Annotated in this window: 16 protein-coding genes; 7 read left to right on the forward strand and 9 right to left on the reverse strand. The window is 30.0% G+C overall.

Going from position 1 to position 13,559, the window contains the following annotated elements:
* Positions 1–31: 31 nt before the first annotated feature.
* From lpxC to L8W69_RS07265, 3 genes are all read right to left on the reverse strand, one after another.
* A complete protein-coding gene (lpxC, locus tag L8W69_RS07255; RefSeq protein WP_263661928.1) occupies positions 32–916 on the reverse strand; it encodes a UDP-3-O-acyl-N-acetylglucosamine deacetylase in 885 nt (294 codons plus the stop codon).
* 2 nt (positions 917–918) lie between these two features.
* Positions 919–2,298, reverse strand: coding sequence for a M23 family metallopeptidase (locus L8W69_RS07260; RefSeq protein ID WP_220566490.1), 1,380 nt, complete (start codon positions 2,296–2,298; stop codon positions 919–921).
* Between the two features lie 76 nt (positions 2,299–2,374).
* Complete coding sequence (locus tag L8W69_RS07265; protein WP_263659726.1) at positions 2,375–3,202, reverse strand: prephenate dehydrogenase; 828 nt, start codon at positions 3,200–3,202, stop codon at positions 2,375–2,377.
* Positions 3,203–3,279: 77 nt separating this feature from the next.
* On the opposite strand from L8W69_RS07265, the gene bamA reads away from it, so the two are divergent.
* From bamA to L8W69_RS07300, 7 genes are all read left to right on the forward strand, one after another.
* Positions 3,280–5,496, forward strand: coding sequence for an outer membrane protein assembly factor BamA (gene bamA / locus L8W69_RS07270; RefSeq protein ID WP_263661929.1), 2,217 nt, complete (start codon positions 3,280–3,282; stop codon positions 5,494–5,496).
* A gap of 50 nt (positions 5,497–5,546) precedes the next feature.
* Positions 5,547–6,389: an acetyl-CoA carboxylase, carboxyltransferase subunit beta gene (gene accD / locus L8W69_RS07275; protein WP_263661930.1), complete on the forward strand. Its 843-nt coding sequence runs from the start codon at positions 5,547–5,549 to the stop codon at positions 6,387–6,389.
* A gap of 2 nt (positions 6,390–6,391) precedes the next feature.
* Positions 6,392–6,847 carry a 23S rRNA (pseudouridine(1915)-N(3))-methyltransferase RlmH gene (locus tag L8W69_RS07280; RefSeq protein WP_263661931.1) on the forward strand — a complete coding sequence of 152 codons (456 nt, stop codon included), beginning with the start codon at positions 6,392–6,394 and terminating at the stop codon, positions 6,845–6,847.
* Positions 6,848–6,855: 8 nt separating this feature from the next.
* Entirely contained in the window at positions 6,856–7,212 is a 357-nt protein-coding gene (gene dksA / locus L8W69_RS07285; protein ID WP_133319649.1) for an RNA polymerase-binding protein DksA, read from the forward strand.
* Entirely contained in the window at positions 7,209–8,192 is a 984-nt protein-coding gene (locus L8W69_RS07290; RefSeq protein WP_263661932.1) for a hypothetical protein, read from the forward strand. Before dksA ends, L8W69_RS07290 begins: the two co-directional genes overlap by 4 nt.
* On the forward strand, positions 8,189–9,115 hold the full coding sequence (locus L8W69_RS07295) for a tRNA dihydrouridine synthase (protein ID WP_220566496.1): 927 nt from the start codon (positions 8,189–8,191) through the stop codon (positions 9,113–9,115). The genes L8W69_RS07290 and L8W69_RS07295 overlap by 4 nt, the downstream gene beginning before the upstream one ends.
* 61 nt (positions 9,116–9,176) lie before the next feature.
* Entirely contained in the window at positions 9,177–9,497 is a 321-nt protein-coding gene (locus tag L8W69_RS07300; protein ID WP_039617382.1) for a hypothetical protein, read from the forward strand.
* On the opposite strand, the gene recO is transcribed toward L8W69_RS07300, so the two are convergent.
* The 6 genes from recO to L8W69_RS07330 are packed head-to-tail and all read right to left on the reverse strand — an operon-like array spanning position 9,481 to position 13,546.
* On the reverse strand, positions 9,481–10,095 hold the full coding sequence (gene recO / locus L8W69_RS07305) for a recombination protein RecO (RefSeq protein WP_133319653.1): 615 nt from the start codon (positions 10,093–10,095) through the stop codon (positions 9,481–9,483). The two genes, L8W69_RS07300 and recO, sit on opposite strands and share 17 nt — an antisense overlap.
* Positions 10,096–10,608, reverse strand: coding sequence for a cysteine hydrolase family protein (locus tag L8W69_RS07310; RefSeq protein ID WP_133319654.1), 513 nt, complete (start codon positions 10,606–10,608; stop codon positions 10,096–10,098).
* Positions 10,601–11,362, reverse strand: coding sequence for an ATP-binding protein (locus L8W69_RS07315; RefSeq protein WP_039627820.1), 762 nt, complete (start codon positions 11,360–11,362; stop codon positions 10,601–10,603). The genes L8W69_RS07310 and L8W69_RS07315 overlap by 8 nt, the downstream gene beginning before the upstream one ends.
* Complete coding sequence (locus L8W69_RS07320) at positions 11,359–12,045, reverse strand: 5'-methylthioadenosine/adenosylhomocysteine nucleosidase (RefSeq protein WP_263666798.1); 687 nt, start codon at positions 12,043–12,045, stop codon at positions 11,359–11,361. Before L8W69_RS07320 ends, L8W69_RS07315 begins: the two co-directional genes overlap by 4 nt.
* Positions 12,042–12,962: an ACP S-malonyltransferase gene (gene fabD, locus L8W69_RS07325; protein WP_263659719.1), complete on the reverse strand. Its 921-nt coding sequence runs from the start codon at positions 12,960–12,962 to the stop codon at positions 12,042–12,044. The genes L8W69_RS07320 and fabD overlap by 4 nt, the downstream gene beginning before the upstream one ends.
* On the reverse strand, positions 12,962–13,546 hold the full coding sequence (locus L8W69_RS07330) for an FKBP-type peptidyl-prolyl cis-trans isomerase (protein ID WP_263666799.1): 585 nt from the start codon (positions 13,544–13,546) through the stop codon (positions 12,962–12,964). Before L8W69_RS07330 ends, fabD begins: the two co-directional genes overlap by 1 nt.
* Between the last annotated feature and the right edge of the window lie 13 nt (positions 13,547–13,559).

Genomic DNA, 13,559 nt, shown 5'->3' on the forward strand with positions numbered 1-13,559 from the left:
GCTATGGCATTTAAAAGCAAAGTAACCTTTTTTATGCAAAAACCTTTTCATAAACCTTATGTGTGCTTTTTTCTAAGCTTACCACTTCATAGATACTAGGATCTTTTAAAAGTTCTTTAGTTAAAAGATGATTAAGCTTGTGTGAACCTGCATAAGAAGTATAATCTCCAAAAACTCTACATCCAAGCAAGGTTAAATCCCCAATAGCGTCTAAAATTTTATGACGCACAAATTCATCCTTAAAGCGCAAACCTTCAGGGTTTAAAATACGATTATCATCAATCACAACAGCATTTTCTAGGCTTCCACCAAGACCTAAATTCATAGCTCTTAAAGCTTGAACATCCTTTAAAAACCCAAAGGTTCTTGCTCTTGCTATTTGCTCTATGTAGTTTTGTTTGCTAAATTCAAAACAATAATTTTGTTTGCCTATAATAGGATTATCAAATTCGATTGTATAGTTTATAATAGGCATATCCGTAGGACTTAAACGCACAAATTTATTGCCTTCTTTTACTTCTACACTTTTTTTAATCACTAAAATTTTTTTTGCCGCATCAAGCTCTTTTATACCTGCTTCTTCAAGCATCATACAAAAACCTATACTGCTACCATCCATTACAGGAGCTTCATTTGCGTCTAAAACTATACGCACATTATCAATACCATAAGCATTAATCGCACTCATTAAATGTTCTATAGTAGAAACATAACCCCTATGATCGCCTATTACAGTAGCCATTTGTGTATCGATGACATTTTCAGGCTTTGCTTCATAAGAAATTCCCAAATCACTTCTATAAAACACTATACCACTACCAGCTTCTAATGGCTCTAATTTTATACTAATAGGCTCACCCTTGTGCAAACCTATACCAACACCTTTAACTTCTTTTGCTATTGTTGTTTGATTCATTTTTATTCACTCAAAATTCTTTTTTTGCTTGATTCTAATACATTATAGATATTTTCTTTTATCCATTTTGCATCTTGCCATTGCTCAGGACGCACTTCAACACCTTGCACCAAAACACCAAAATGCACATGATCTCCAAGCGCTAAGCCTGTAGTGCCTGTAGTGCCTATAACATCACCTGCTCTAACTCTATCACCCACATTTACATCCACATTAGTGCAATGTCCATAAAGAGTATAAATCCCAAAACCATGATAAATAATAATATTTAGTCCATAAATTCCATTTTCTTGTACAAATACCACTTCACCATCATTATTGCTAATGATAGGCGCTTCTTTTACACTTGCTAAATCAAGCCCCATGTGATAAGAGCTACTAAATGCTTGATTATTATAAGAATAAAACCTATGATCAGCATAATCAGCTACTTTTTGGCCATTTTTTAAAGGCTTGAAAAGATTGACTTTAAAATTATTAATCATGGTATCAGGAACTTTACTCGTAATATCATGAATGATAACTTCATTAGAAGCTCTTAAGTCCTCATTAACAAATTTAAATTTTTCAAGCCTGCTTAACTCTCTATCTTTTGGAGCATATTTTTGTGCTAAAAATTCAATCTTTCCATCTAAAAATCTATCACTTACTTTTATATTAGATACTCGGTATTTTTTATTGGTAAAATAATATCTAATTCTTTGTTTGTTTACATTACCTGCTTTATCTACTGCTACTACATAAGCTCTAAAATGCTCATCGGTTGCCTCCCAAGGAATCAACGCAGCATAATATCCTTCTTTCACATAAGGAGTTGCTTTAAAAATTTTGTCTTTATCAGTTGTGATATAAACTTCTTGTAAATTCTCATCACTTGCTTTAAATACCACACTACCTACTCCACCTTGTTCGATTTGATAAGAATTGTCTAAAATTTCTACAAATGGTTTTTTGGTATCAATGATAACTTTCACTTCTTTAAGCGCTTGATTTCCTAAAAAGAAATTCCAAAAACTACTATCACTTGCTTCTATTACAAGCTTATAAGAATCAACATTTTCTTTATAAGCTGGTTTTGGTAGTTTTAAATCAAAATGGACACTTTTTTTATTACCTTTAACATGTTCATTAACAAGCATTTCACCATTTAATTCATTTGCTTTAAATAGTGTGACTTTAACATCTTTTAAAACGCTTTCATCGCTTATTTCTATAGATATAGGATCTGTTAAATTGCTATAAATAATATCTGATTTTGTTTGGATTAATGGAGGATTTTTTTCAAACAGCTTTGTATTTAACACAAAAACCCCAAAGGCTAAAAGTATTAAAAAAACTAGAAAAATCCATTTTTTATTTGATCTTTTACGCGTAAAAACCATATTCTCCACTTTCATTGTATAATTTTTGTAAAAATATATTATGCTTTAGCAAATTAAGGGTAAATTATAAAAAAATTTACAAAATTTCTCTTAACTTATTTGCACTTTTAATCCAAGCTTCAAGTTCATTTATATCACATTTTTCTATCATTTTTTTACACTCTTGTAATTCTTTTTGAAATAAATCAATAGAATTTAATAAATTTTGTTTGTTTTGTTCAAAAATACCACTCCACATTTGAGGGTTTGATTTTGCAATTCTACACATATCTTTAAAAGAAGGACCTCCTAGGTGGGCTATATTTTTTTTATTTTCTTCTTTCATCACAAAATTTGCCAAGGAAAAACTAATCACATGCGGTAAGTGTGAAATGATAGAAGCATGATGATCATGCGCGATACTATCCATAAATACAAGCTTCATTCCTAAATCTGAAAAAATTTCTATAGCCCTTTTTTGATGAATATGATCAGCATTTTGCACATCACATAAAACACAAACTGCATTTTTATACAAGTCTTTTATAGCTGCATTTGGACCGCTATTTTCAGTTCCTGCCATAGGGTGAGCTGCGATAAATTGACTTTGTAAATCAGATGGTAAATTTTTAATAATTTCTTCTTTTGTACTTCCAAGCTCAATGATAGTGCAATCTTTAGAAATATCTTGAAATTCTTTTAAAATTTTTACAATAGCTCTTACAGGGATAGCTAAAAAAATCACATCACATTTTTTTAACTCTTCAAATGAAACAATTTTATCTATTAATTTTCGCTCTAGCGCGATTTGTTCAAATTCTTTGTTTATATCATATCCGCAAACTAAATCTATTAATTTATTCTCTCTCAAGCTAAGGCCCAAAGATCCACCTATTAAGCCAAGTCCGATTATACCTACTTTCATAAATTTTCCTTAAAAAGCATTAGTTAAAAATATTTTGGTATTATAACGGTTTTGTATATAAAAATTTAGGTAAAATGATGAAAAAATGGTTTGTTTTCTTTGCACTCTCAAGTTCTTTATGTGCAGCTACGATTAAAGATATAAAATTTGAAGGCTTATCGCAACTTTCTAAAGAAAGTGCTATTGCGATTTCTAAATTAAAAATAGGACAAAAAATCGATCCTGCTAGTATAGATACAGCAATTAAAAACCTTTTTGATAGAAATTATTTTAAAGATATAGTAGTAGAAGAAAAAAATGGGGTACTAATTTTTAAAGTAATAGAAAAACCTTCCATTGGAAAAATAGACATTCAAGGTATAGCAAGTAATGATAGAAAACAAATAGAAAGTCTTGTTGGTTTAAAACCTGGAATTTTATATGATGAAAATTCAGCTAAAGACGCAGCTGAAAAAATCAAACTTTTTTATCAAGCCAAAGGTTTTTATGATACTGTTGTAGAAATCAAAGATGAAAAATTAAGTAATTCAAGCTCATTAAAACTTACTTTTGTTGTAAATCGTGGGGAAAATATCATCATAGAAAAAGTACATTTAAGTGGTGCAAAAAATTTAAGTTATTCAGATATTGAACCTGCGGTAGCAAATAAACAAAGAGAAGCCCTAGGCTGGATGTGGGGCTTTAACGATGGTAAGCTTAAAATCTTTGATCTTGCAAATGATAGCTCAAGAATTTCAGATGTATATTTAAAAGAAGGTTATCTTGATGTAAGCGTATCTCCTGCTTTTTTAAATACTTATACAGATACTTATCAAGCTGATTTAACTTATTTTATCAACGAGGGTGAGGTTTATAAAGTTAAAGGGATTAAAATTTTTAATCCTATTTTTAGTGATGAAGAAAATGAAGCTTTAGTAAATGATTTAAAATTAAGTGTTGGAAAAATAGTTAATATAGAAAAACTAAGAGAAGATATAAAAACTATAGAAACAAAGACGGCTGATTTGGGTTATGCTTTTGTACAGGTTATACCTGATATACAAAAAGATAAAGAAAACCATGAAGCTGTGATTATTTTTAAAGTCATACCTAATGAAAAAGTATATGTTAGAAATGTTGAAATTTCAGGTAATACTAAAACAGTTGATAGGGTTATTCGTAGAGAGCTTTATCTAACCGAAGGCAATCTTTATAATAGAACTGATTTAATAGACTCAAGAAATGCTCTAAGAAGAACTGCATATTTTGAAAATGTAGATATTAAAGAACAAAGAGTAGATGATACACATATTGATTTGATAGTAGAAGTCAAAGAAGCTTCAACTGGAGCTATTTCAGGTGGTATTGGTTATGGAACTAGTGATGGAATTTTACTTAGTGCTTCATTATCTGATGCAAATATCTTAGGCTCTGGCATGAAAGGAAGTGTAAGTATAGACAAAGGCGATGATACACTTTCAGGTAGAATATCTTTAAGAAATCCTAGAGTAAATGATAGTGATTATTCTCTTGGAGGATCATTATATTCAGATCGTTTAGAATGGGATAGTTATGATGAGAGAAACTATGGTTTTGATATAAGTGTTGGTAAAACTTTGGGAAGATACACAAGCATAGATTTAACTTACAATCTTGAGCAAAGTGATATTTATCATTTGAGTGATCGCTTAATCGCTCAAGGATATAAACTTGGAAAAACTTACAAAAGTTCTATCACTCCTTCAATAGTATTTAACAATACAGATGATTATTATCTACCAAGATCAGGTTTTATCGCTTCAACCTCACTTGAATATGCAGGCTTAGGTGGAGATCAAGAATTTATAAGCTCTACTACTAAATTTAATTATTATCAAGGCTTAGAAGAATTTATAGGTTGGGATTTGATTTATCGCTATAAAGCAAGTTTTTATAAGGTATGGGATCAAGGTTATTTACCTATCAATGAGAAATTATACCTTGGAGGCATAGGAACTATTAGAGGTTTTGATAGAAGAAGCGTGAGTCCTAAAAACGAATGGGGTGATGAAACAGGTGGTACAGTGGCTTTTGCTAACTCTGTAGAGCTTAGTTTTCCAATCTTTGATAGAATCAAGCTAAGAGGAAGTGTATTTTTTGACTATGGTGCCATAGGTGAGAGTTCTTTAAGTCAAATTCAAAGATGGAGTACAGGTGTTGGCTTTGAGTGGCTAACCCCACTAGGTGCTTTAAATTTAGTTTTTGCTAAACCATTTAACACTAATTCAAAAGACGACTTAAGCAAATTCGAGTTTATGTTGGGTGCAAGATTTTAAAAATACTAAAATCTTGCTATAATTTTGAAATTTTATTTTAGGTAGAGATAATGAATTTTTTAGATATTTTTTCTAGTATAAGACGCAAACAAGCCGCTCCAAGCGAAGCTCCAAATCACTGGGTAAAATGTAATTCTTGCCATGCGTTAATGTATTATAAAGAAATAGAAACTTGTTATAATGTTTGTCCTAAATGTAATTTTCATATGAGATTAAATCCTTTAAAACGCATCGAGCTACTTAGTGATGAAGATACTTTTGTAGAAATGGATAAAGATTTACATGCGATTGATCCGCTTAAATTTGTTGATAGTAAATCATATAAAAAAAGATTAGCAGAAAATGAAGAAAAAACAGGAAGAAAAAGCGCTATAATAAGCGGCGAGTGCAATATAGATGGCATTAAAACTCAATTAGTTGTTTTTGATTTTTCTTTCATGGGTGGAAGTTTGGGCTCAGTAGAAGGTGAAAAAATTCTTAGAGCGATTGAAAGAGCGATTGAAAAAAAAACTCCTGTTGTTATAGTGAGTGCAAGTGGTGGAGCTAGAATGCAAGAAAGCACTTATTCTTTAATGCAAATGAGCAAAACAAGTGCGGCATTAAAGCTATTAGCAGAAGAAAAGCTTCCCTATATTTCTGTCTTAACTGATCCAACTATGGGTGGAGTGAGTGCATCGTTTGCTTGGCTTGGAGATATCATTATGGCTGAACCTGGTGCCCTAGTAGGTTTTGCAGGAGCTAGAGTTATCAAACAAACTATAGGTACTGATTTACCAGAAGGCTTTCAAAAGGCCGAATTTTTACTTGAACATGGATTAATTGATGCTATTGTAGAAAGAAGTGAACATAAAAAATTTATAGCAGATTTTTTAAGATTTTTTTCTAAAAATTAAAAATGCATATTAATCTTTTAAGCATTCAAAAAAACAATAATAATGAATTCAGTAAAATAGATGAGCACTACACCAAGCTCATCAAAAAATTTTGCAATTTTAATGATATTTGTATTTTTAACAGTAAAATTAATTTAGCACAAAATACCAATACCATAGAAGCAAAAAAATCTTATACAAACGCGCTAAATCCTTATAAAAAAGGTTTTTGCATAGCTTTAGATGAAAATGGTAAAGAGCTTACAAGTGTAGAATTTGCTAAATTATTACAAGATAAAAATGAAATTTCTTTTTTTATAGGCGGTGCTTATGGCCTTGAAAAAGAATTCATCGCACAAATGCATACAAGCATAGCTCTTAGCAAAATGACTTTAGTGCATAAATTTGCTAAAACTATGCTTTTAGAACAAATTTATCGTGCATTTTGTATTAATACAAATCATCCATACCACAAATAGGAGCATTTATGCAAGAGTTAAATCTTGAAGAATTTAAAAATATATTACTTCAAAGACAAAAAGAAATTTTACAAGAACTTCAAGGTAATATAGACAATATCCATGATCTGCAAGATAGTGAACCAAGAGATGAAGTTGATTTACAACAAATTGACAACAGCTCACATATTGACTTAAAAATCAATGAAAATTTAAAAACAGAATTAGAAGAAATTAAACATTCATTAAGCAAAATAGATAACAATACTTATGGAATTTGTGAGTATTGTGATGAAGATATACATCCTGAAAGACTCAAAGTAAAACCTCACGCAAAATATTGTATAAATTGTCGTGAAAACTTAGAAAAAAGGAAAGAATTATGAAAGTAAAATTATTTTTCTTTGCAAGTTTAGTTTATCTTTTAATCGTAGCAGCCTTAGTTTATAATCTAAATTTGGGAAATTACACTTTCACAATTTCTACTTTTGAGCTAAATTTACCTATCAGCTTATGGGTAATTTTACCTGCATTTATTTTGATGATTTTAGCTTTATTACATATGAGCTTTTATGGTTTTTTAAAACATTTACAATACAAAAATCTTATTAAAGATAGCAAAAATTATGAAAATTTTTTAATTGATGTATTTTTGAAAAAAATAAGTAAAATTAAATTTAAAACTCAAGAATTTCAAGATATAGCCAAAAACACTCAAGCTCTTTATTTTAAAGAAAAAAATCAAAATACAAAAATAGATGATATTATAAATATTTTAGAGCAGTTAGACAAAAAGGAATTTGTGGAATTAAAAAAATACAAACTCGATCCACATAATGAAATTTTCATTTTAAATGAAAAAAATCACTTCCAAAAAGATAATGACTATGCTTTTTCTTTTATTAAAAATAAAGAAATTCTGACAAATGAATTAGAAAATTTTGCTTATAAAATGGTATTAGATAATGCACCTTATAGCCAAATTAAAACACTAAAAATACAAAAAAATCAAGATGATATTTTATTACTTTTGGATAGATTTGAAAAAGAAAATTTGGAATTAAATCATGCTGAAATCGAAGTTTTGCTTAGCATGAATACCTTAGATGATAAGTCATATTTACAATGCACAAAAATACTTTGTAAAAAAATAGAGCCTCAAATATTAATTGCTTTATTTAAAAAGTTAAAAGATAGTCATTCTCAAGCTTTAAGAGCTTATCTTTATACTTTAGCAGAATTTGGTATGTATGATGAATTGCTTAATGAATTAGGAAATGATCAAAACGAACATAAGGATTTTAGACTCTTGCTCTTTTTAAGAGAACATAATAAAAAAATAGAACTTGAAAAATTTATACAATGATAGATTTTAGTAAAAAACCTTTGTTTTTAGCTCCTATGGCAGGTTTTTCAGACTTGCCTTTGAGAAATTTAGTTAAACAATTTGGGGCTGATGTAACAATTAGTGAGATGATAAGTTCTAATGCTTTAGTGTATGAAAGCTCAAAAACTCTTAAAATGTTAGAAAAAGCTGAACTTGAAAATCCTTATATAGTTCAAATTGCAGGCTCGGATGAAAGTGTGATTCAAAGGGCGGTAGAAATATTAAATCGTTTTGATTTTATAGATGGGATTGATTTTAATTGCGGCTGTCCTGTAAATAAAGTTATAAAACAATGTGCAGGCAGTGCTCTTTTGCAAGATCTTGATAAATTGCAAAGAATTTTAGAACTTATCAAAAAAACAAGCAATAAAAAGCTAACTAGTGTCAAAGTAAGATTAGGGTTTGAAAAAAAAGATCCTATTACCATTGCTAAAGCATGTGAAAATGCTGGGGTAGATTTTATCAGTATGCATGGTCGCACTAGAAAACAAATGTATAGTGGAAATTCTGATTATGAAGCTATAGCTTTAGCTAAAGAAAATATCAAAATTCCTTTAGTTGCAAATGGCGATATTAGCACAGAAAATGCTAAAGAAGTTTTTAAAATAACAAATTGTGATGCATTGATGATAGGGCGTGCAAGCATAGGAAAACCTTGGATATTTCACGAGGTAAAAACTGGCAAAAAAATCGATAAAATTTTAAAAAACAAAATCATCTTTACACATTTTGAAGAAATGCTAAAACATTACAAAGAACAAGGTATAAGCATATTTAGAAAGCACTTACATGAATATTCTAAAGGCTATGAAGATGCTTCAAATTTTAGAGATTGTGTTAATCGCATTAATGATGCAGAAATTATGCGAAAATATATGCAAGAATTTTTCAATAAGGAATGATTTTTGCTTGTAAAATTCTAAGCAATATGAATGAAGAGATACCATAAAACAAGGAAGGTTCATGGCAGCTCATATCAATTCAAAAGGGATTTACAAAGCATTAGGTGGCATTAGAACAAGTGCAAATAATCTAGCAGCACATGCTTCAAAGCTTAACAATCAAAGTTTAAATTTCGAGCAAGTTTTACAACAAACACAACCAAAATGTATAAGCACTTGCTTACAAAGCTCCCAAAAACAACTTGGAAATTTGCTTGAAGATATTAAAAATAGCAAGGAAGCTATTATAAAAAATACACATATTGATAGTGCAAATATCATCGCAAAATTAAGACAAGAGGCTATTATGATGTATGATATTACTCTTAAAAACCCTCTTTAATGATTTTATATAAATTATCAATATATTCATCGCTAAAATGCGATGAATTAAAATTTTCATAAAACCTCACAAGATCTTTAGCTTTAAACTCATAGCCAAAAGCACATTTTTTATGCGCAGGCAAAAAAGCCCTTATCAATACAACATCTTCTTTTATACACTCATCACATAAAAAGCAAATAAAATCCTTATGCAAGCGTCCTTCAAAGCTTAGAATCTTTAAATAAGCATCCACAATCACACGCTTGCAATCTTGTTTTTCAAAACGCTTAGCACAATCTTCTAAAAGCTCAAAATAAAAACTATCAATCTCCTCAACATCTTTTAAATGCCAATAAAAAAGCCTGATAAATTCTTGCCAAAAAAACATTTTTTCTCTATCTAAAACCCAAGAAAATCCAATGTGTAAAACATCTTTTAAGCGCGGTAAAAATCTTGAACTTTCCTCAAGTTCAAAATCAATCTTATATCCATTTAGAATATTAGAATGTCTCATTCCGTAAAATCTATAACTTTTAATAACTTTTTTGGCGCTTAAAAGATAAACAATCAAATCCTCATCTTTTACGCTCTGAGTGTGCAAAATAAAGCCTTGCATCTATAAAAGCTCTATACCATAAGCTTGTAAAATTTCATAAGCACTATTTTCTAAAGATTCATTAAAACTTGCAGTAGCATTTTTATGTAAAATAATTTTAGAATTAGGCGTGGCACTTTGAGCTAAAATAATATTACTAAATACACAAATATGCGAAACCAAACCACAAAATTCTATACTTTCATAATGATTTTGTTTTAAAAAATTAGCCAATTCTAAACTACCAAAAGCATTCTTATAAAAGATTTTTTTTGCATTTTTTAAATACACATTAAAATCACTTGGCATTTGCCAACCAAAAGTATCTTTAATACAATGATAAATAGGCAGTTTTTTTCCTTCTTGGGTTTTTAAATAATTCTCATCATGCGTATCAAAAGTAAAAACAACATCACCTTGATGATTTTTTAAAAGAGTAAGAATATTATCTTTTATCTTGGTAGCTTTTTCAAAACCTAAGCTACCATCGATAAAATCATTTTGATAATCAACTATAATTAAAAGTTTAGTCATTATCCTTAACCATGAAAAAACTATCCGTGTGGATATTTTCAAATGCAGTTTTTAAGCTCGTAAATAATTTTGGATTTTCTTTTTCTAAATTTGCTAAAAGCTGTTTAGCTTCTTCTCTAGCATGAGGAAATTTTACATTTTTTTCACTTAATTTCATACCAGGACAAAATTCATTACCAATTACTTCTAATTCATTATTAATAGCATTTTCCCTTAATTGTCTTTCTCTTACAAAAATCAAAGGACGGATGACTTCTACACCTCTTTTACTTTTATATTTTGGCGCTAAACTTCTAAGAGCACCATTATAAATGAAATTCATAAAAAAACTCTCTACTGCATCATCTAAATGATGAGCTATGGCTAATTTATTAAAACCATTTTCTAAGGCGTAAGTATATAAAGCACCACGTCTCATTCTTGAAAAATAGCTACAAAAGCTTGAATTTTTTCTAATGGTATCACCTGAAATTTCATAAATATTAGAATCAATAACCTCATGGTCAATACCATGTTCTTTGCAGTGATTATGAAGTTTGGTGTAATCTTCACCCATGCCATAACTTAAAGTTACTGCTTTAAGTTCAAATTTAAAAGGTGCATGTGCTTGCATACGCTTTAAAAGATGAGCTAGGGCTAGAGAGTCTTTCCCGCCACTAAGTCCTAATAAAACTTTATCATTATCTCCTATTAAGGAAAACTTGGCATTTGCTTTTGCAACTTCTCTGATTAGTCTTTTGCTAAGATTTATCATAATTTCTCACAAATTTTTAAAACAAAATTAGCTGAAATTTTAGCGGATTTTTCTACAAACTCATCAAAGTCAAATTCAGCTTTTTCACCTGCCTTATCACTCATTGATCTTAAAACCAAACATGGAATTTTTAAAGCATCACATACCAAAACCACACTAGCTCCTTCCATTTCACAAGCATCTGCGTTAAAAATTTCTCTAATTTTTGCTTTTTTATTCTCATCACAAATAAATTCATCACCCGTAGCGATAATACCTGATTGTAATTTAACACCAAGTTCTTTAGCGACCTCTATGGCAAGATTATTAAGCTTATCATCTGTTTTTATAAAAATTTCATTACCAGGAACATAACCAAGCGGATGTCCAAAAGCTGTAATATCTAAATCATATTGAGCTAATTTTGTAGCATAGATTAAATCCCCTATTTCCAAACTAGGATTAAAAGCACCAGCCACTCCTGTAAAAAGCATAAGTTCAGCTTTAAATTTTTCTATCATAATAGTTGCGCTAAGAGTGGAATTTACTTTCCCTATCTTAGAATAAGCGATGATTAATTCATGATTTTTGTATTTTGCAATATAATAAGTATTATTTGCATATTCAATTGTTTGATATTCTTTTAATGTTTCGAGTAAAGGAGTAACCTCTTCGGGCATAGCTCCTAAAATAGCTATTTTCATTTAATCACCTTTAGAATTTCATCAATATCTTCTATTTTACTTAAAGCATAAGTTTCTTTTTGAGTGATTTTTTTATTTAAGCCCTTTAGCACGCTCGCACCAAATTCTATATAAAAATCCACTTCATTATCTATTGTTTTAATGCTTTGCTTATAAAGAACAGGCTTTATAAGTTGCTCGCTTAAAAGTGTTAAAGCTTGAGTTTTATCACTATATATTTTTGCATTTACATTTGAAACTACACTTTTAAAATCATCTTTTAACACAAGCTCTAGTTCTTTTGTAAGTTTTAAAGACGCATTTTTTAATAATGGACAATGGCTTGCAACACTCATATTCAAAAGCATAGCTCTTTTGGCTCCTGCATTCTTAAACTCACTCTCATAAGAAGCTAAATCAGGCTTTAAACCCGCTACTACAACCTGTCCTTCACAATTATAATTAGCTGCAAAAATACTTTTTTGCTCACTTAATGCCTTTTGGCAAAGTTCTTCTACTACTTTATCTTCAAGTCCTAAAACCACCATCATACCAGCTTCGATTTTAGAGCAATCCTCCTGCATAAATTGGCCACGCTTGTTAACAAGTGCTATAACATCTAAAAAGTCAAATGCACCTTGAGTCGCTAAAGCACTAAATTCTCCTAGTGAATGGCCTAAACTATACTTAGCTTCTATACTAGCTTGCTCTTTTAAAGCTTCATAAGCCATTAGTGAGTTTAACACTATGGCCATTTGTGTAAATTCACTTTTATTTAAATTTTCATTTTCCTTAAAAAGCAAATTTTTAAAATCAATTTTACAATAATCACTTGCACAATCTAATAATTCTCTTGCTTTAAGTGAATTCTCATAAAAACTAAGCCCCATACCAACACTTTGAGAGCCTTGGCCTGGGAAAATAAATGCACTATTCATTAGTGTCCACCGCAGCAACTGCCACCACCATGTCCGTGGCCACCACAACATCCACCACCACCATGTCCGTGATGATGATCATGATGATGTCCTCCACCACCACATCCACAACTTCTGCTACCTGCAATAATTCCTGTTAAAATTTCATCTTCACTTGCAGCTCTAACATCTACAATATTAATTGAAAATAACAAGTCTTTTCCTGCGTAAGCATGATTATAATCAATAGTAACTTCATTCTCAGTAATTTCTCTAACAATTACTCTTACTGTATTACCATCTTCGCCTTCGCCAAAAAGCTCCATACCAACTTGCAAATCAATCCCTGCAAATTGTTCTTTTGGTAAAGTTTGCAATGCATTTGCATCATATTCACCCAAAGCATTTTCTTTTTTTATCACAATATCGGCATTACATGGGGCATCAAGTTTTTGAATTTCCTCTTCTAGTCCTTCTAAAATTTGACCCTTACCTAAAATAAAAGAAATAGGTTCAGCATAAATATTTGATTCTAAAACTTCATTTGTGTTTGCATCTTTTAACTCATAAAACATTGAAACTACACTATTTTTTTCTATAGCCATTTTATCTCCTTTT

Origin of the sequence: Campylobacter sp. CNRCH_2016_3089 (assembly GCF_025772505.1) — a bacterium.
Lineage (GTDB): Bacteria > Campylobacterota > Campylobacteria > Campylobacterales > Campylobacteraceae > Campylobacter_D > Campylobacter_D lari_D.